Below are 19247 nucleotides of genomic sequence, written 5' to 3'. Positions count from 1 at the left end.
GCGTTCAGCGCTCGGCGCGGAACGCCTCCCCCAGCTCTTCCCTGAGCGAGCGCTGGAACGCCGTGACGAGGGCCTGCACGACCATCGGCTGCATATGGGCGGAGAGGGACTTCATCGCCGCCACGTGCTCGGGGTCGGACTCGCGCTCCCGGTAGGGACCCCAGACCTCGTCGCGGAAGAGCCGCGTCAGCTCGTGCGCCGCCTCGCGCGTGTGCTCCATGAGCACCGTACGGGCGGCCAGGATCGTCTCGTGCGCGATCGGCACGCCGAGCAGCTGCACCCCGAGCCGCAGCAGACCGGGGTCCACGCGGTAGGTGTCGGAATCCTCCGCGTACGCGATGACGTTCATCGCGGCGAGCCGGTCCAGATCCGCGCCCGACAGGGGCTGCCCCGCCCTGCGCTCCAGCTCGGCACGGGACACGTCCTCCGCGGTGTCCGGGGCCCAGCTCGCCACCAGCGCACGGTGGATGGCCAGATCGTGCGCGCTCAAGTCCGCGGGCAGCTGCTCCAGATACCGCTCGATCGCGGCGAGCGTCATGCCCTGGTGCTGCAACTCCTCGATGAGCGCGAGCCGGGACAGGTGGTCCTGGCCGTAGTGCCCGACGCGGCGCGGGCCTATCACCGGCGGCGGCAGCAGACCCTTGGTGCTGTAGAAGCGGATCGTGCGGACCGTGACGCCCGCGCGCGCGGCCAGCTCGTCCACCGTGAACGTCGGCTCGTCGGCATCGGCCCGCACGTCCTCGCCATCGGTCCGCACGCCCTCCGTGTCCGTCGTCATGGCAGCGCCCCTCCCTCCCCATGGGTGCCTCGGTCCGTACGGCGACCCCTGCACCAATCCGGTGCAACAGTATTGCTGGCACACCAGTGTTGTGAAACCCTCCGGGCCAGTCACGCGTCCGCTCACGCCCAGCCGACGGCACCAGGAGGCGGTCATGACCACGACCCCGCGACTCCCCGAAGACGAAGACCCAGCCGACCTCACGCTCCCCGCCCTGCTGCGTCGCAACGCGGAGGATTACGGAGACCTTCCCGCGCTCTCCTGGCGCACGGGCGAGAAGTGGTCGACGCTCACCTGGCGCCAGGCGCGCCGCAAGATCGCAGTCCTCGCCGCCGGTTACGCCGCGCTCGGCGTCGAGCGCGGCGAGCACGTCCTGATGATGATGGGCAACCGCCCCGAGCACTGGCTGAGCGACCTCGCCCTGACGCACCTCGGCGCCGTCCCCGTCACCGTGTACGGCACCTCCGCCCCCGAGCAGGTCGCGCACATCGTCCGGCACAGCGGGGCCCGCCTCGCGATCGTCGAGGGCGCCCGCGAACTGCCGCGCTGGGAGCCCCTGCTGGCCGACGCCACGGCGCCGCTGGAGCGCCTCGTCGTGGTGGAGGCCGCCGAGGCGGGGGAGCACCGTACGTACGGCTCGCTGCACGCCACCGGCGGCCGCCTCTTCGACCCCGACGCCTTCGAGAAGGCCTGGCGCGAGAGCGGCCCCACCGACGCGCTCACCGTCGTCTACACCTCCGGCACCACCGGCGACCCCAAGGGCGTACGCCTCACCCACCGCAATGTGATGCTGGGCGGCATCGCCCTGGACGGCGTCATCGAGCTTCCCGAGCACGTCGGGCACATCTGCTACCTGCCCTTCGCGCACATCGCGGAGCGCCTGCTCGGCATCTATCTGCCCGTGCAGCGCGCCGCGCACGTCCACCTGTGCGCCGACCCCGCCCAAGTGGCCGCCACCGCGCGCGAGCTGCACCCCTTCCAGTTCTTCGGCGTCCCGCGCGTGTGGGAGAAGCTCGCCGCGTCCGTGAAGGCCGCGCTCGCCGGACTGCCCGAGGAGCGGCGGCGCGCCGTCGAGGCGGCGAACGACACGGCACGCGCGTACGTCGACTGCCGGGAGCGCGGCGAGGAGCCGCCCGCCGAGCTGCGGGCCGCGTACGAGCGGGCCAAGGCGGAGGTGCTCGACCCGCTGCTCGCGCTCGCCGGCTTCGACCGCCTGGTGTGGACCGCGAGCGCGTCGGCGCCGATGCCGCTGGACGTCACCCGCTTCTGGGCCGGCTTCGGCCTGGTGATCATGGACGCGTGGGGTCTCACCGAGACGTCCGGCGTGGTCACTACCAACAGCCCCGACGCGTTCCGCCTCGGCTCGGTGGGCCGCCCCCTCGACGGCCTGGAGATCCGCACCGCCGACGACGGCGAGATCCTGGTCCGTGGCGCGACGGTCTTCGACGGTTATCTGCGGCCCGACGGCGGTGTCGACAGCGCCTGCGACGCGGACGGCTGGTTCGCCACCGGCGACATCGGGCGGATCGACGAGGACGGCTTCCTCTGGCTCACCGACCGCAAGAAGGAAATGATCGTCACCTCGACGGGCAAGAACGTCTCGCCCGCGCTCGTGGAGAACGCGCTCAAGGAGCACCCGCTGATCGGCCAGGCCCTCGTGCACGGCGACGGCCGCTCCTACCTGGTGGCGCTGCTCGTCCTGGACGCGGAGGTGGCCCCCGCCTGGGCCGCCGCGCGGGGCATCGAGGGCGACCTGGTCTCCCACCCGGACGTACGGGACGAGATCGCTCGCGCCGTCGAAGCCGCGAACGCGCGCCTGAACCGCACCGAGCAGATCAAGCGCTACCGCGTCCTCGCCGAGGAGTGGGGCCCCGAGACCGGCGAGCTGACCCCGTCCCTGAAGCTGCGCCGCCGCGTGATCCGGAAGAAGTACGAGCAGGTCATCGACGCCCTGTACACCCCCTGACCAGCATGTGAGAAGTCCCGCTATGTGACGTGTGCCACCGCGTGGGCGGCGATCTCTGGGGGAAGGTGTCCCGTCGGTCCGCGCGCGTCAGGGGTGTCGTGGGCCGGAGCACATCCGGACCCCGGAGCTCTTCCGGGCACCAGAGAGTAGATCCCCCACGTGAGCAAGGAAGCCGTAGACACGGCCGCCCCGGACGCATCCCGCACAGATGCGTCCAAGGCCCCCGCGGACGCGGGCGACGCCGGTTACAGCAAGGACCTCAAGGCCCGTCACGTCAACATGATCGCGATTGGTGGCGCGATCGGCACAGGGCTCTTTCTCGGGGCGGGCGGCCGCCTCCACTCGGCGGGCCCCGCGCTCGCCGTCGCGTACCTCGTGTGCGGAATCTTCGCGTTCTTCGTCGTCCGCGCCCTCGGCGAGATGGTGCTCTACCGTCCGTCGTCCGGTTCGTTCGTGAGTTACGCGCGTGAGTTCCTCGGCGAGAAGGGCGCCTACGTCGCCGGTTGGATGTACTTCCTCAACTGGTCGACCACGGGCATCGCCGACATCACCGCGATCGCGCTCTACACGCACTACTGGAGCTTCTTCACCGACATCCCCCAGTGGGTGCTGGCGCTGATAGCCCTCGCGGTGGTCCTCGGGATCAACCTGATCTCGGTGAAGATCTTCGGCGAGATGGAGTTCTGGTTCGCGATCATCAAGGTCGCGGCGCTGGTCGCGTTCATGCTCATCGGCGTCTTCCTGCTGATGACCCAGCACGAGGTCGGCGGCGAGTCCCCCGGTCTGAACGTGATCACCGACAACGGCGGCTTCCTGCCGAACGGCATCATGCCGGTCGTGATCGTGATGCAGGGCGTCGTCTTCGCGTACGCCTCGCTGGAGCTGGTCGGTGTCGCGGCGGGCGAGACCGCCGAGCCGCACAAGATCGTCCCGCGCGCGGTGAACTCCATCATGTGGCGCGTCGGCCTCTTCTACGTCGGTTCCGTCGTCCTCCTCGCGCTGCTGCTCCCCGGAGCGGTGTACTCGGCGGACGAGAGCCCCTTCGTGACGGTGCTCTCCAAGATCGGCGTCCCGGCGGCCGGTGACGTGATGAACCTGGTCGTCCTGACCGCGGCCATGTCGTCGCTCAACTCGGGCCTCTACTCCACCGGCCGCATTCTGCGCTCCATGGCCATGGCTGGCTCGGCGCCCAAGTTCACCGCGAAGATGAACAAGAGCCAGGTGCCCTACGGAGGCATCCTGCTCACCGCGGGCGTGGGCGTCCTCGGCGTCGGCCTGAACAGCATCGTGCCGGGCAAGGCCTTCGAGATCGTCCTCAACGTGGCGTCCCTGGGCATCATCAGCACCTGGGTGATCATCATGATCTGCCACCTGGCGTTCGTGCGCCGCTCCAAGGAGGGCGCCTTCGAACGGCCCAAGTTCCGTCTGCCCGGCAACCCGGTCACGGAGATCGTCACGATCGTCTTCCTGCTGGCCGTGCTCTGCCTGATGTGGAAGGACCCGGAGGTCGGCCGAAAGACGCTGTACCTCATCCCGATCGTGGCCGCGGCGCTGGTCGCCGGCTGGTACGCGATCCGCCGCAAGGTCGACCGCGAGGCCCGCGGCCTCACGAAGTAGCCCCCCCACGGGGAGCGGGCCCAGCGCCACTGTCAGTGGCAGCGCCTACGGTGGCGTCATGTCGGAGATCACATATGTCCGGGGTGACGCCACCGCGGCGTTTCGGGGTGAGCCTGGTTTCGGGGCGAGCCCGTACGACGGGTTCCGGTCGTCGTATGTACGCGTTTGGGCCCTCGTCCGGTGTCCCTCTGGCGGCTTCGCATCCGTCGCCGGAGACTCGCAGCATGGACGCCATGGTGTCGGTCAAGGACGGCGAAGTCTGGGCGCACGACTCGGGAGTGCCGAGCGGCGCGGGCGGCGAAGGCCCGCCCCTGGTACTGATCCACCCGGGAGTCGGTGACTCCCGCATCTGGGATCCTGTTCTGCCGCGCCTGACCGAGCGGCACCGCGTGATCCGTTACGACGCGCGGGGGTACGGCAGGTCGCCGGCGCCGACCGCGCCGTACTCCCTGGTGGAGGACCTCATCGCGGTCCTCGACCACTTCGGTGTCGCCCGGGCGGTCCTGGCGGGGTCGAGCATGGGCGGCGCGACGGCCCTCAGCCTCGCGCTCCGCGATCCCGCGCGGGTGGCGGGCCTCGCCCTGGTGGTCCCGGGCGTCACGGGCGCCGAAGACCTCGTCTCACGGGAGTTCACCGCCGAGGTCGGCCGGCTGGCCGAGGCGGGAGACGTGGACGGGATCGCGGCGCTGGTGATGCGCACGTCGGCTGCCGCGGGCACCGGGGACGACTCCGAGGTCGAGGCGCACATCCGGTCGGTGATCCCGGCCTGGTTCGCGAACTACCCGCACCACGTGCCGGACCCGCCCGTCTACGACCGCCTCGGTGAACTCGACGTGCCCTGCGTCCTCGTCCTCGCCGAGCGCGACCAGCCCGAGGTGGTCCGCACGAACGAGACGATGGCCGAGCGCATCCCGGACTGCCGCCTCGTACGCCTAGCCCACAGCGACCACTTCCCGACGCTACGGGAACCCTCCGCGGTCGCGGACGCCATCCTGGAGGCGTATGCCGCGGCGCGGTGAAGGGGCGGGGCCGCGCGGCCCCGCTGGGTGCCGTGACCGGACAGGTACGGTCGGGCGGCGCGTGACCCGCGCGGGGCGCCACGTCTGCTTTCGGGTCCTTGAACGGCGGGTGCCGCTCCACGCCGCCGAGCAGGGTGGGCAGCGTCCCGCCGCAGCCGTTCGCTCGGCGGAACCCGGCCCGGCTCCGGCGCCCCACCGTCCCCGCGACCGGCAGCGCCGCTCCCGGTCGCATACTGGAATACGCATGAACCGGGTACGGATCCGCGGGCCGGCAGCCCCCGGGCACCCCAGGCCCGGACCCGCACGGCCCAGGAGCACGTCGCATGAAGCCGGACCACGACGACCACCCCGCCCCACCCCCACCCGGCGGCATCCTCTGGACCATCGCGGGTGACATCCGTATGTTCCTGATGCTGCCGCCCGCGCTCACCATGCAGGTCGCGCACCCGGCGGTCGGCGCGGGCGTCGACGAGCACTCGGTGTTCCGGACCGACCCGTGGGGCCGGGGTGAGCGGTCGGTGCGGTCGGTGCTGCTCTGGGTGTACGGCGGGGACGAGGCCGCCGCGGAGGGCCGCAGGCTCCGCGCGCTGCACCGCACCATCCAGGGCACGGACACGCGCGGCCGCCGCTACCACGCCCTGACGCCCGCCAACTACGCCTGGGTCCACGCCACCGGGTTCCCCGTCTACCAGCACGCCCAGCGGTACCTGGGCCGCCCCTTCACCGAGGCACAGGAACGGCAGCTGTACGCGGAGTGGCTCCAGGTCGGACGGATCCTCGGCATCCACGACCGGGACATGCCCCAGACGCTGGAGGAGTTCTGGCCGTACTACCGCGAGGTCCTCGCCGAGGAGCTGGAACTCACGCCCGTGGCGGCGGAGCTGACCGCCGCCGACGCGCCCGTCCCTCCGCCGGACCGCGGCCCGCGCCTCGTACGGGTCCTGCTGCGGACCGCGTGGCCCGTCCTGCTGCCCCCGCTCGCCCGCTTCCGCCGCTTCGTCACGATCGGCCTCATGCCCCCCGACGCCCGGGAGGCGCTCGGCCTTCCGTGGACCCCGAGGCAGGAGCGCGCCCTGCGCCGCTTCGGCAAGGCGGTGCGGACAGTGGTCCCGCTGCTGCCGGAGCGGCTGCGCTACCTGCCCATCGCGCGGCGCGCCCGCGCACGCCACCGCGCCGCCGGCCGTTGAGGCCGGGCGGCGCGGCTGAGCCCCGCCCACGGTGTCAGTGGTCGTGCACACCGTTCGTGTCGGCGATCTGCTTCCACGACTTCGGCTTGGCCGGCGCGGCGGCCGACCGGGCGAGCCCGGCGTCCCGCGCGGCGGGAGCGTCCGGCCGCGACGGCTGGAACAGCCAGGTGTCGAAGAGTTCCGCGAGCGGCTTGCCCGAGATCTTCTCGGCGTACTTGACGAAGTCGCCGACCTTGGCGTTGCCGTACTTGTACCGCTGCGGCCAGCCCTTGAGTATGGCGAAGAACGCGTCGTCGCCTATCTCGTTCCGCAGCGCCTGCAGGGCCAGCGCGCCACGGTCGTACACCGCGATGTGGAACTGGTTGTCGGGACCCGGGTCGCCCGGCTTCACCGTCCAGAACGGGTCGTCGGCGGACCGCTGCGCGTACACGTAGTCCGCGAGCTCCTGCGCCGTCCCCTCGCCCTCCTTCTCCGACCACAGCCACTGGCTGTAGCGGGCGAAGCCCTCGTTGACCCAGATGTCCTTCCAGCCGTGTACGGAGACGCTGTCGCCGTACCACTGGTGGGCCAGCTCATGGACGACGAGGGACGCGTTGGAGCCGTTCGCGAAGGCGGCGGGGCTGTAGAAGGGCCGCGTCTGGGTCTCCAGGGCGTAGCTGGACTTCACGTTCGGGACGTAGCCGCCGAGCGCGTTGAAGGGGTACGTGCCGAAGACCGTCTCCAGCCACTCCGCGACCTCGGTCGTCCGCTCGATGCTGGCCCGCGCCGCGCCCGCGTTGTCGCCGAGGTCCTTGCTGTAGGCGTTGAGGACCGGCAGACCGCTCTCCGTCCTGTCGGTCGTGATGTCGAACTTGCCGACCGCGAGCGTGGTGAGATAGCTCGCCTGCGGCTTGTTGGAACGCCAGTTGAAGCGGGTCCAGCCCAGCTTGGAACTCTGCGACTGGAGGACGCCGTTGGAGATCGCCTGGGTGCCGTCGGGCACGGACACCGACACGTCGTACGTCGCCTTGTCCAGCGGGTGGTCGTTGGAGGGGAACCACCACACGGCGGCCTCCGGCTCCTGCGCCGCGACGCCGCCGTCCGGCGTCCGGTGCCAGGCCGTGTAACCGTTGATCTTCAGCTCGGACGGCTTGCCCGCGTACCGGACGACCACGGTGATCGCCGTGCCCTTGGCGAGGCCCGCGGGCGGGGTGATCTCCAGCTCCTGGTCGCCGGTCTTCGCGAACTTCGCCTTCTTGCCGTTGACCCGCACCTCGGAGACCTTGAGGCCGAAGTCGAGGTTGAAGCGCGAAAGCGCCTGCGTGGTACGGGCGTTGATCGTGGCCGTGCCTTCGATGAGGTCGGTCACGGGCTGGTACTTCAGCCTCAGGTCGTAGTGTGAGACGTCGTAGCCGCCGTTGCCGCTGGCCGGGTAGTAGGGGTCGCCGATGCCCGGCGCCCCGGGGGAGTGGTCCGCGGCCGATGCCGGGATCGCCAGCAGCAGGAGAGAGGCCGCGAGCGCGCCCGGGGCGATGAGTCTGCGGTGCACGTCAAGCTCCAAGTCGTTGGGGCACAAGACCGGTTCGTCTTGGTCGAGAGCCTATTCAGCCCTTCCCCCACACGTCATGTCCATGGCCCCGTACGTCACACGATCGCCATTCGGCCGACATGTGCCTTGATGTCCCACGGACCTGTCGCGGTGCGTCCCGCCCTCTGTCGCACGGGAGTTCACCGGTGTACCTTCCGCGCCATGCCGATACGCGCGCGACGCACCCGCCTCCTCTGGCGAACGCTGCTGACGGCGGCCCTGGCCGCCCTGATGGCCACACTCATGTCCCCGGGCGCGGCGCAGTCGGCCGCCAAGGCGCCGCGCGCGCCCGGCGAGGCGCCCCGTACCCCGGGCGAGAGCAGACCCGTGTACTCGTACGAGGACGCGATCCGCGAATCCGTATGGGTCGACACCAGGATCGACGGCGACGCGGACGGCAGGACCGACCGCGTCGCCGTCGACATCGTCCGGCCCCGCGAACTCGACCGCACCGGCCGCCGCATTCCGGTGATCATGGACGCGAGCCCGTACTACGCCTGCTGCGGACGCGGCAACGAGAGCCAGAAGAAGACGTACGACGAGAACGGCGACCCCGTCCGTCTCCCGCTCTACTACGACAACTACTTCGTGCCCCGCGGCTACGGCTACGTCGCCGTGGACCTCACCGGAACGAGCCGCTCCGACGGCTGTGTCGACATCGGGGGCCGCTCCGACGTCCAGTCGGCGAAGGCCGTCGTCGACTGGCTGAACGGCCGCGCCCGCGCCTACACCAGCCGCACCGGCGACGAACGCGCACGGGCCTCCTGGAGCAACGGCAGAACCGGGATGATCGGCAAGAGTTACGACGGCACCATCGCGAACGGCGTGGCCGCCACCGGTGTGAAGGGCCTGAAGACGATCGTGCCGATCGGCGCCATCTCCTCCTGGTACGACTACTACTTCGCCAAGGGCGCCCCGCTCTTCGGCAGCGGCCCCGACGGCCTCGCGGAGTACGTGCAGAGCCCCGAGGCCCGCGCCCGCTGCGGCGCCGTGCGCCAGCGCCTGATCGACGAGGCGCCCCGCAGCGGAGACTGGACCCGCCTGTGGAGCGAGCGCGACCACGTCCCGGACGCCGACAAGGTGCGGGCCAGCGTCTTCGTCGTACACGGCATGCAGGACCTGAACGTCCGCACCAAGCACTTCGGCCAGTGGTGGGACGCCCTCGCCGAGAACGGCGTCGACCGCAAGATCTGGCTCAGCCAGGCCGGCCACGTCGACCCCTTCGACTTCCGCAGGGCCGACTGGGTGCGCACCCTGCACCGCTGGTTCGACCATGAACTCCTCGGCCACGACAACGGCGTCGACCGCGAGCCGATGGCCGACATCGAGCGCGCCCCCGACCGCTGGACCACCGACCGCGTCTGGCCCCCGCGCGCCACCGACACCGTCGAGCTCCGACCCGCCAAGGGCACTTCGCCGGGCGTCGGCACGCTCGGCCCGCGCCCCGGCAAGGGCACCGAGACCTTCACCGACGACCCGAAGCTGAGCGAGACGGACTGGGCCGAGCGGATCCACACCGCCACGCCCGCCAAGGCCGGTTTCGTCAGCAAGCCGCTCGCCCGCGACCTGCGTCTGTCCGGCTCCTCCACGGTGACGGTCACCGCGACCCCGACCACCCGCACCGCCCACCTCTCCGCGGTCCTCGTCGACCTGGGCCCCGACACCATCCGGGACTACGCCGCCGCGGGCGAGGGCATCACCACGCTCCCCGAACGCACCTGCTGGGGCGCGAGCACCGCGGGCGACAGCTCGTGCTTCAAGGAGACGAAGGCGAAGACCGCCGCCGTCGACTACACGATCTTCAGCCGCGGCTGGGCCGACCTCGGCAACTGGGCCGACGCCGAGCGCGGCCGTCCGCTCACCCCGGGCAGGCCCCACACCATCACCCTCGACCTCGCCGCGAGCGACCACGTCGTGCCCAAGGGCCACCGCCTCGCGCTGATCGTCGCGGGCACCGACAAGGACCTCATCGAACCCCCCGCCGACACCCCGACGCTCACCATCGACCTGGCCCGCACCTTCGCGAAGGTGCCGCTGGTCGGCGGGGCGAAGGCGTTCACCACCTCCGCGACCGTCACCCCCCGCGCACCCCGTCTCGACGGCGTGGCCCCGCCGCGTCCGCTCAACCCCCTCCCGGGAGGCAGCACTTCATGACACCCCTCATACGCACCCTGGCGCTGGCCTGCGCCACCGCCGCGCTCACCGCGCCCCTCCTGACGGCGCCCGCCCAGGCGGCCCCGAAGCTCCCACGCACCGGATTCGAGGAGACCGCCGGCGCCCGCTGGACCACCCAGCCCGAGGAGCAGCGGCTCCTGGCCGCCGTCGACAAGGCGAGCGACCGGGTCTCCGTCTCCCGCATCGGCACTACCAAGCAGGACCGCCCCCTGCGACTGGTCCGCATCGCGGAACGCCCCACCAGAAGCACCGTGTTGCTGATCTGCAGCCAGCACGGCGACGAACCCTCGGGCCGCGAGGCCTGCCTGTCGACGATCCGCGACCTGGCGTACGCGAAGGACAGCAAGACCCGGAACTTCCTGAAGCGCACCACGCTCCTCGTCGTCCCCACGGCCAACCCGGACGGCCGCGCCGCCGACACCCGCGGCAACTCCGACGGCGTCGACATCAACCGCGACCACGTCGCCCTGCGGACCGCGGAGGGCCGCGCCCTGGCCGCCGTGATCCGGGACCGAGAGCCCGACGTCATCTACGACCTGCACGAATACGGCGCGACGCCCAAGTACTACGACAAGGACCTCTTCGACCTCTGGCCGCGCAACCTCAACACCGACGAGGCGGTGCACAAGGAGGCCCGGACCCTGTCGAAGGCGTACGTCCGACCGGCCGCCGAGGCCGACGGGTACACGACGGGCACGTACGGCATCTGGACCGACCCCGTCACCGGCGACCCCATCAAGCAGACCGCGGGCGACGGCCAGGAACGCATCCTGCGCAACATGTCCGGCATCAAGCACGCGGCGGGCCTGCTCATAGAGAGCCGCGTCGACCCCGTCACCGACGCCGAGAAGAACGACGAGGCCCTGAACAACCGCCGCCGCGTGAAGTCCCAAGTCTCGGCGCTCGACGGCCTCTTCGACTACTCGGACGAGCGGCGCGCCCGCCTGGAGCGCGCCACCGACGCGGCCCGCACCGAGGGCCACCGCGACCGCGGCCCGGTCTACCTCGGCGGCGCGGACAACGACCCCGCCGAGCCGACGGAGATCATCCAGAACCCGCCCTGCGGCTACCGCCTCGACGCCGACCAGTACGCCGACATCAAGGACGAACTGGCGCTGCACGGCGTCACGGTGAAGCGCGAGAAGTCCGGTGCGTACGTCCCCCTGCGGCAGTCCGCGCGGGCCCTCGTGCCGCTGCTGCTCGACGAGCGTGCGCCATATCACATGGTCACAGCTCGGCCCGACATGAGCTGTTGAAGGGGTGAGATGTGCGTCACATGTGGTAGGGGGTAACGGAGAACAAAGTCTCGACTCAATCGACCCCTTGAAAGGTGTCACCTGTGACGCAGGAACAGCGACAAGCGGACGACGGGGGAGGGTCGCAGGAGATCATGGCGCCCGCCCCCGCCGGCCGGTCCCCGAAGACGGACCGGGTGGTGTTCGGCGTGACCGCCGCGCTCACCCTGGCGTTCGTGGTCTGGGGCGCGGTGGCGACGGACTCGCTGGAGAACGTCTCCACGGACATGCTCAACGGCCTGATGCACAACGGCGGCTGGTTCTTCATGCTGACCGCCACCGGCTTCGTCGTCTTCGCACTCTGGCTCGCCGTCAGCCGGTACGGAAAGATCACCCTCGGCAAGGAGGGGGAGGACCCGGAGTTCCGCACCATCTCCTGGGTCGCCATGATGTTCAGCGCCGGTATGGGCATCGGCCTGATGTTCTACGGGGTGAGCGAGCCGCTGGCCCACTTCACCGCGCCACCGCCGGGCACCGACCCGGCCGACTCGGCCGCGGCGATGGAGACGTCGATGGCCACCACCCTCTTCCACTGGACGCTCCACCCGTGGGCGATCTACGCGGTCGTGGGTCTCGCCATCGCGTACAGCACCTTCCGGCGCAACCGGCGCCAGACCATCAGCGCCGTCTTCGAACCGCTCATCGGCAAGAGGCACGCCCGCGGCGCCTGGGGCCGGGTCATCGACATCGTCGCCATCTTCGCCACCCTCTTCGGCTCGGCCGCCTCGCTCGGCCTCGGCGCCCTGCAGATCGGCAGCGGCATCGAGGTGCTCGACTGGATGAACAACGCCGGCACCGGCCTGCTCGTCGTGATCATCGCCGTGCTGACCCTGGCCTTCGTGGCCTCCGCCGTCTCCGGTGTGGAGAAGGGCGTCCAGTGGCTCTCCAACATCAACATGGTGCTCGCGCTGCTGCTCGTCGTCTTCGTCTTCATCGCGGGCCCGACCGTCATCATGCTCGACATGCTGCCGACGTCGATCGGCGCCTACCTCAACGACCTGCCCCAGCTGATCGGCCGCACCGAGGCCTCCAGCGGCAAGGGCGTCGCGGACTGGCTGAGCAGCTGGACGGTCTTCTACTGGGCCTGGTGGATCTCCTGGACGCCCTTCGTCGGCATGTTCATCGCGCGGATCAGCCGCGGCCGTACGATCCGTCAGTTCGTCGGCGGCGTCATGCTGGTGCCGAGCACGGTCAGCCTCATCTGGTTCGCGGTGTTCGGCGGCAGCGCCATGACGGTCTCCGACCGGGGCGGCCTCAAGGACGAGACGACGCCGGAGGCGCAGCTCTTCGGCCTGCTGCACGAGTACCCGATCGCCACCGTCACCAGCCTCCTCGTGATGATCCTCGTGGCCATCTTCTTCGTGTCGGGCGCCGACGCGGCGTCGATCGTCATGGGCGCGCTCTCCCAGAAGGGCGCACTCGAACCCGGCCGGTTCGTCGTGATCTTCTGGGGCGTCGTGACCGGCGCCGTGGCGGCGATCATGCTGCTGATCGGCGACGGTTCGGACGACGCGCTCACCGGCCTGCGCAACCTCACGATCCTGGTCGCCGCACCCTTCACGATCGTGATGCTCGGCATGTGCGTGTCCCTGATGCGGGACCTGCGCCACGACCCGCTGATCGTGCGCGGCGAGCACGGCACGGAAGCCGTCGAGAAGGCCGTGATCGCGGGCCACGCGCAGTACGACGGTGACTTCGAACTCCGCATCGGCCCCTCCCCTCAGGACGACGCCGACGCCGAGGGCCCGGAAGCGGACAACGACCCGACTCCCCGGACCCGCTGACCGCCTCCAGGAGGCGGCGCGCACCACGCGTGCCGCCTCCGGGCACCGCCGCGCGTCCAGGCGGCTCAGCACGCGTACGCCCTCGACCATGCGTACGCAGCGACACGCGTCCGGGGCCGCCGCGGGGCCGACGGCGGTGGCCGACCCGAGCGAAATGTGTCCTGCCGTGCTCACATCACCCACGGGATGGGGATACTCACAGCATGTCTGCCGAGTACGCGACCTTCGGTCTGGCACCGGCCATGCGAGCCGGTGGAGTTCTCGCCAACGGTGACTACCAAGTGCACCGTGATTTCGTCGACTTCATCGTGAACGGGCGCCCCCTGCTCTTCCAGCTCTCCGACCTCGACGCGGTGTCGCCGCTGGCCGCCGACATCCCGCCCGCCATCTTCACGGCACACGTCCGCAGGCTCCTCCTGGAGGCCCGGGCGCCGCTGCGCGACGGCCGGTACGTCATATACGGCTGTCCCGAGTGCGAGGTCCTGGAGTGCGGCGCGGTCACCGCGGTGATCGAGAAGGCCCCCGACAGCAGCGACGACTTCATCTGGCGCGACTTCGCCTGGCAGACGGCGGAACCCGCCGACCTGGAACTCAACGGCTACCACGGCATAGGGCCCTTCCGCTTCCGGGGCGCCGAATACCGCGCGGCCCTCGGCCGGTTACTCGCTTCCGACGCGCCGCAGACCCGCCGCCGGGTCCTGCTCATCGGCGCCCGCGTCGCGCTCCTCGCCAAGCTGGCGGCCGCCCTGCGCACGATCGGCATCGGCGCGGAGATCGCCGCGGACGCGGCGGGCGTCCCACCGGACGAACTACGCACCTACGGAGCCGTCGCCTTCGGCCGCGCGGTCCCCGACGAGACCCGGCGGTCCGTCCGCTCCGCCTTCGAGCAGGCCGGGGCCGAGGTCTCCTACGTCGACGGCCTCGCGCCGATAGTCCCGCTCCTGGTCGCCCAGATCGAGTACGCCCTGGACCGCAGCCCCCAGGAACAGCGGCGCCTCACCGGCCTCGCGGCATGCCGTGACGCGGCGCGGCTCCAGGTCACGTCGACGTGCCGGGTCCAGCTGATCGCATACCGAGTGGACCGCCTCTCGCGCGCCCACGTCCACGAGGTCTTCGACGAGGTCCTGGAGCCGGGGGAGCATCGGGTCCCTCTGGCGGCGAAGGCCACAAAGGGCGACTCCTACGTAGTGGCCCGAACCTCCACGAGCGTCCTCGTCACCTCCACGGGGTCGCCGTAGCGGAACGGGGCGGGCTCCACCCGCGGCCGCGAGCGCGCGTGAGGGACGTGGGGGTATGTGCGAGCGGAGCACAGCAGAGCAACTAGCCGAGCAGCGAATCAACGCCCGCACCAAGATGGCGAGGACGCACATACCCCCGCGGCCCCGCCCCACAGACGGAGAAATGGCGCAGACGGCACCTCAAGGCGCCCCCGGCAGTACATCCACCCCCCGCCCGTAGAATGACCCCCCTGATGACCGCAACTCTCGTCGCCAAAGACCTCGCCGCCGGCCACGGCGACCGCACCCTCTTCTCCGCCCTGGACCTGGTCGTCGCCCCCGGCGACGTCATCGGCCTGGTCGGGGCCAACGGAGCGGGCAAGTCCACCCTCCTGAGGCTGCTCGCGGGAGTGGACACCCCCGAGGGAGGCGCGCTGAGGCTGTCGCCGCCCAGCGCCTCCGTGGGACACCTGCCGCAGGAGCCCGACCGCCGCCCGGGCGAGACGGTCCGCGCGTTCCTGGCCCGCCGCACCGGCGTCGCCGAGGCCCAGCGGATCATGGACGAGGCCACCCAGGGCCTGGTCGACGGGGCCCCCGGCGCCGACGACGCCTACGCCGACAGCCTGGAGCGCTGGCTGGCCCTCGGCGGCGCGGACCTCGACGAACGCGCGGAGGAGGTCACGGCCGACCTCGGCCTCACCGTCGGCCTCGACCAGGCGATGACGTCGCTCTCCGGAGGCCAGGCGGCCCGCGCGGGCCTCGCCTCGCTCCTCCTCTCCCGCTACGACGTGTTCCTCCTGGACGAGCCGACCAACGACCTCGACCTGGCGGGCCTGGAGCGTCTGGAGAGCTTCGTCCGGGGCCTGCGCGCCGGCACGGTCGTGGTCAGCCACGACCGCGAGTTCCTCAGCCGCACCGTCACCAAGGTCCTCGAACTCGACGTGGCGCAGCAGCAGATCAACCTGTACGGCGGCGGCTACGACGCGTATCTGGAGGAGCGGGACGTGGCCCGCCGCCACGCCCGCGACGAGTACGAGGAGTACGCGGACAAGAAGTCGGCGCTCCAGGGCCGCGCCCAGATGCAGCGCTCCTGGGCGGACAAGGGCGTCAAGAACGCCCGCCGCAAGGCCGCCAAGGCAGGCGGCGGCGACAACGACAAGATCGGCCGGAACTTCCGCAGCGACGCCAGCGAGAAGCAGGCCGCCAAGGCCCGCCAGACGCAGCGCATGATCGAGCGCCTGGACGTCGTCGAGGAACCGCGCAAGGAGTGGGAGCTGCGCATGGAGATCGCGGCGGCGCCCCGCTCGGGCGCGGTCGTCGCGAGCCTGCGCGACGCGGAGGTGCACCGGGGGACCTTCACCCTGGGCCCCGTCACGCTCCAGATCGACTGGGCGGACCGCGTGGCGATCACCGGCGCGAACGGCTCGGGCAAGTCGACGCTGCTCGGCGCCCTCCTGGGACGCGTACCGCTGGACGCGGGCCACGCGGCCCTCGGCTCGGGCGTCCTCGTCGGCGAAGTGGACCAGGCCCGCGCGCTGTTCCATGGCAAGGAGTCCCTGCTCGACGCGTTCTGCGCGGCCGTCCCTGACACCGAGCCGGCGGAGGTCCGCACGCTCCTGGCCAAGTTCGGCCTCAAGGCCGAGCACGTCCTGCGCTCCGCGGCGACGCTCTCGCCCGGTGAACGCACCCGCGCGGCCCTCGCGCTGCTCCAGGGCAGGGGCGTCAACCTCCTCGTCCTGGACGAGCCGACCAACCACCTCGACCTGCCCGCGATCGAGCAGCTGGAGTCGGCCCTGGAGTCCTACGAGGGCACGCTGCTGCTGGTCACGCACGACCGCCGGATGCTGGACGCGGTGAGCGTGACGCGCCGCCTGGAGGTGGCGGAGGGCAGAGTGACCGAACTGTCACTCTGACCCCCGCCGCTCCAAAGCTCCAGGCTCAGCGCCGCTTCGGGTCGAGCAGACCGGCCCGACGCAGCGCCTCGGCCATCACGTCATTGGCGGGCGGCGGCCCCTGCCGCTGCTGCTGCCCACGCTGACCGCCACGCTGACTCTGACCGCCACGCTGACTCTGGCCGCCGCGCTGGCCCCCGCGCTGCCCCTGACCGGCGCCCTGCTCCTGACCGCCCTGCCCCTGGCCGCCGCCCTGCCCCTGCCGACGCTGCTGAGGCGGCCGTCCGCCGCGCTTCGGCTGCTCCTCACCCGAGGGGCTCGCCTCGTCGTCAAGGCGCAGCGTCAGCGAGACCCGCTTGCGCGGAATGTCGACGTCCATGACCTTCACCTTGACGATGTCACCGGGCTTGACGACGTCCCGCGGGTCCTTGACGAAGGTCTTGGACATGGCGGACACGTGCACCAGACCGTCCTGGTGAACCCCGACATCCACGAAGGCCCCGAACGCGGCCACGTTCGTGACGACACCTTCGAGCACCATTCCGGCGGCCAGGTCGGAGAGTTTCTCGACGCCGTCCTTGAAGGTCGCCGTCTTGAAGGCGGGACGCGGGTCGCGTCCGGGCTTCTCCAGCTCCTTGAGAATGTCCGTGACCGTGGGCAGCCCGAAGACCTCGTCCACGAACTCCTCCGGCTTCAGCGAGCGCAGCGCCGCCGTGTTGCCGATCAGCGAGGAGACCGCGCCGCCCGCCGACTTCACCATCTTGCGCACCACCGGATACGCCTCCGGGTGCACGCTGGAGGCGTCCAGGGGGTCGTCGCCACGGATGCGCAGGAAGCCCGCGCACTGCTCGTACGCCTTCGGGCCGAGCCGGGCCACGTCCTTGAGGCCCTTGCGGCTCTTGAACGGGCCGTTCGCGTCGCGGTGCGCCACGATGTTCTCCGCGAGGCCCGCGCCGATGCCGGAGACGCGGGCGAGCAGCGGGGCGGACGCGGTGTTCACGTCCACGCCGACGCCGTTCACACAGTCCTCGACGACCGCGTCGAGCGAGCGGGACAGCTTCACTTCGGAGAGGTCGTGCTGGTACTGGCCGACGCCGATGGACTTCGGGTCGATCTTCACGAGTTCGGCGAGCGGGTCCTGGAGGCGCCGCGCGATGGAGACCGCGCCGCGGATCGAGACGTCGAGGTCCGGCAGCTCCTGCGAGGCGAAGGCAGACGCCGAGTACACGGAGGCGCCCGCCTCGGAGACCATCACCTTGGTGAGATTCAACTCGGGGTGCCTGGCGATGAGTTCGGCGGCGAGCTTGTCGGTCTCGCGCGACGCCGTGCCGTTCCCGATGGCGATCAGGTCGACCGCGTGCTCCTTGGCCAGCGCAGCCAGCGTGGCCAGGGACTGGTCCCACTTGTTGGCAGGGACGTGCGGGTGGACCGTGTCGGTCGCGACGACCTTGCCCGTGGCGTCGACGACGGCGACCTTCACGCCCGTACGGAAACCGGGGTCGAGGCCGAGCGTCGCGCGCGTGCCCGCGGGCGCCGCGAGCAGCAGGTCGCGCAGGTTCGACGCGAAGACCCGCACCGCCTCGTCCTCGGCGGCCGTGCGCAGCCGCAGCCGCAGGTCGATGCCGAGATGGACGAGGATGCGGGTCCGCCAGGACCAACGCACCGTGTCCTGGAGCCACTTGTCGCCGGGACGCCCCCGATCGGCCACCCCGAAGCGGTGGGCGACCATCCCCTCGTACGAAGAAGGGCCCTCCGTGGCTTCCTCGGGCTCCAGGACGAGGTCGAGGACCTCCTCCTTCTCGCCGCGCAGCATGGCGAGGACGCGGTGCGAGGGCAGCTCCTTGAAGGGCTCCGCGAAGTCGAAGTAGTCGGCGAACTTGGCGCCCGCCTCCTCCTTGCCCTCGCGGACCTTCGCGACGAGGCGCCCGCGCACCCACATGCGCTCGCGCAGCTCGCCGATGAGGTCGGCGTCCTCCGAGAACCGCTCGGCGAGGATCGCCCGCGCCCCGTCCAGGGCGGCCTGCGGGTCCGCGACGCCCCTGTCGGCGTCCACGAAAGCGGCGGCGGCCGCCCGCGGCTCCACGGTCGGGTCCGAGAGCAGCCCGTCGGCCAGCGGTTCCAGGCCTGCCTCGCGGGCGATCTGCGCCTTGGTGCGCCGCTTCGGCTTGAACGGCAGGTAGATGTCCTCCAAGCGCGCCTTGGTGTCCGCATCGCGGATCCGCGCCTCAAGATCGTCGGTGAGCTTGCCCTGCTCACGGACCGAGTCGAGGACCGCGGCGCGCCGCTCCTCCAGCTCGCGCAGATAGCGCAGCCGCTCCTCGAGCGTGCGCAGCTGCGCGTCGTCGAGCATCTCGGTCGCTTCCTTGCGGTAGCGCGCGATGAAGGGCACCGTCGAACCGCCGTCGAGCAGGTCGACGGCGGCCTTCACCTGCCGCTCCCGTACGCCGAGTTCCTCGGCGATCCTGCCTTCGATGGACGAGGGTGTGGACGTCTTCAAAGCTGCCACGTTCCGGTACCGCCTTCTCGCTGGGGTTGCCGGGCAATTGTGGCAGGTGGCACCGACAGCGGGTGATCAGACCCGGCGGGCGCCGCCCATGCGGCCGGAACGCCGGCCGGTGCTCCGGCCGCCCCGCCCCGCGGAACTGGAGGCTCCGCCGAACAGCCGGGCCAGCGCCCGGAACGGCAGCGTGACAACGGTGGCGATGGCGCCGGCGATCTGACGCAGAACGTCCGCGATGGCACGGAACATA

The 19247-nt window shown here is 71.2% G+C and carries 12 protein-coding genes and 1 pseudogene; 9 read left to right on the top strand and 4 right to left on the bottom strand.

All coding sequences use genetic code 11. The features are described from left to right. Nucleotides 1-4 precede the first annotated feature (4 nt). Nucleotides 5-778, bottom strand: a complete 774-nt coding sequence (locus ACWDZ7_RS03810) for a MerR family transcriptional regulator (protein ID WP_451794547.1) — start codon at nucleotides 776-778, stop codon at nucleotides 5-7. A 154-nt stretch (nucleotides 779-932) separates the two neighbouring features. Between ACWDZ7_RS03810 and ACWDZ7_RS03805 the strand changes: the two genes are divergently transcribed. The 4 genes from ACWDZ7_RS03805 to ACWDZ7_RS03790 all read left to right on the top strand — a co-directional run bounded on the left by ACWDZ7_RS03805 (nucleotide 933) and on the right by ACWDZ7_RS03790 (nucleotide 6567). Next, nucleotides 933-2744, top strand: coding sequence for an AMP-dependent synthetase/ligase (locus ACWDZ7_RS03805; protein ID WP_451794545.1), 1812 nt, complete (start codon nucleotides 933-935; stop codon nucleotides 2742-2744). A 159-nt stretch (nucleotides 2745-2903) separates the two neighbouring features. Beyond that, nucleotides 2904-4361 (top strand): amino acid permease, encoded by a 1458-nt coding sequence (locus ACWDZ7_RS03800; protein ID WP_451794543.1) that lies wholly within the window; start codon nucleotides 2904-2906, stop codon nucleotides 4359-4361. A gap of 224 nt (nucleotides 4362-4585) precedes the next feature. Then, on the top strand, nucleotides 4586-5380 hold the full coding sequence (locus tag ACWDZ7_RS03795) for an alpha/beta fold hydrolase (RefSeq protein WP_451794541.1): 795 nt from the start codon (nucleotides 4586-4588) through the stop codon (nucleotides 5378-5380). A gap of 323 nt (nucleotides 5381-5703) precedes the next feature. Continuing rightward, entirely contained in the window at nucleotides 5704-6567 is an 864-nt protein-coding gene (locus ACWDZ7_RS03790) for an oxygenase MpaB family protein (protein WP_451794539.1), read from the top strand. Nucleotides 6568-6601: 34 nt separating this feature from the next. Here the strand turns inward: ACWDZ7_RS03790 and ACWDZ7_RS03785 are convergent, their stop codons facing one another. Next, entirely contained in the window at nucleotides 6602-8095 is a 1494-nt protein-coding gene (locus ACWDZ7_RS03785; RefSeq protein WP_451794537.1) for a M1 family metallopeptidase, read from the bottom strand. A 201-nt stretch (nucleotides 8096-8296) separates the two neighbouring features. Here ACWDZ7_RS03785 and ACWDZ7_RS03780 point away from each other — a divergent pair, with 201 nt between their 5' ends. The 5 genes from ACWDZ7_RS03780 (at nucleotide 8297) to ACWDZ7_RS03760 (ending at nucleotide 16518) form a co-directional block, all read left to right on the top strand. Next, entirely contained in the window at nucleotides 8297-10288 is a 1992-nt protein-coding gene (locus ACWDZ7_RS03780) for a Xaa-Pro dipeptidyl-peptidase (protein WP_451794535.1), read from the top strand. After that, nucleotides 10285-11565 carry a M14 family metallopeptidase gene (locus ACWDZ7_RS03775; protein ID WP_451794533.1) on the top strand — a complete coding sequence of 427 codons (1281 nt, stop codon included), beginning with the start codon at nucleotides 10285-10287 and terminating at the stop codon, nucleotides 11563-11565. The genes ACWDZ7_RS03780 and ACWDZ7_RS03775 overlap by 4 nt, the downstream gene beginning before the upstream one ends. Nucleotides 11566-11699: 134 nt before the next feature. After that, nucleotides 11700-13388 (top strand): BCCT family transporter, encoded by a 1689-nt coding sequence (locus ACWDZ7_RS03770; RefSeq protein WP_451794772.1) that lies wholly within the window; start codon nucleotides 11700-11702, stop codon nucleotides 13386-13388. A 203-nt stretch (nucleotides 13389-13591) separates the two neighbouring features. After that, the gene (locus tag ACWDZ7_RS03765; RefSeq protein ID WP_451794531.1) at nucleotides 13592-14626 is read left to right on the top strand and encodes an oxidoreductase; all 1035 of its coding nucleotides are present in this window, start codon (nucleotides 13592-13594) and stop codon (nucleotides 14624-14626) included. Between the two features lie 233 nt (nucleotides 14627-14859). Next, on the top strand, nucleotides 14860-16518 hold the full coding sequence (locus tag ACWDZ7_RS03760) for an ABC-F family ATP-binding cassette domain-containing protein (RefSeq protein ID WP_451794529.1): 1659 nt from the start codon (nucleotides 14860-14862) through the stop codon (nucleotides 16516-16518). A 25-nt stretch (nucleotides 16519-16543) separates the two neighbouring features. Here ACWDZ7_RS03760 and ACWDZ7_RS03755 read toward each other — a convergent pair whose 3' ends face one another. Both ACWDZ7_RS03755 and ACWDZ7_RS03750 read right to left on the bottom strand, forming a co-directional pair. Further along, on the bottom strand, nucleotides 16544-18994 hold the full coding sequence (locus ACWDZ7_RS03755) for a Tex family protein (RefSeq protein ID WP_451794527.1): 2451 nt from the start codon (nucleotides 18992-18994) through the stop codon (nucleotides 16544-16546). A gap of 120 nt (nucleotides 18995-19114) precedes the next feature. After that, nucleotides 19115-19246 (bottom strand): annotated as a pseudogene (locus ACWDZ7_RS03750) (LPFR motif small protein); the annotation flags it as partial. Nucleotide 19247: the final 1 nt, after the last annotated feature.

Source organism: Streptomyces sp. NPDC003032, from assembly GCF_053591415.1.
Note: the sequence above shows the minus strand (reverse complement) of the source record. Positions and strands in the feature narration are given on the sequence as shown.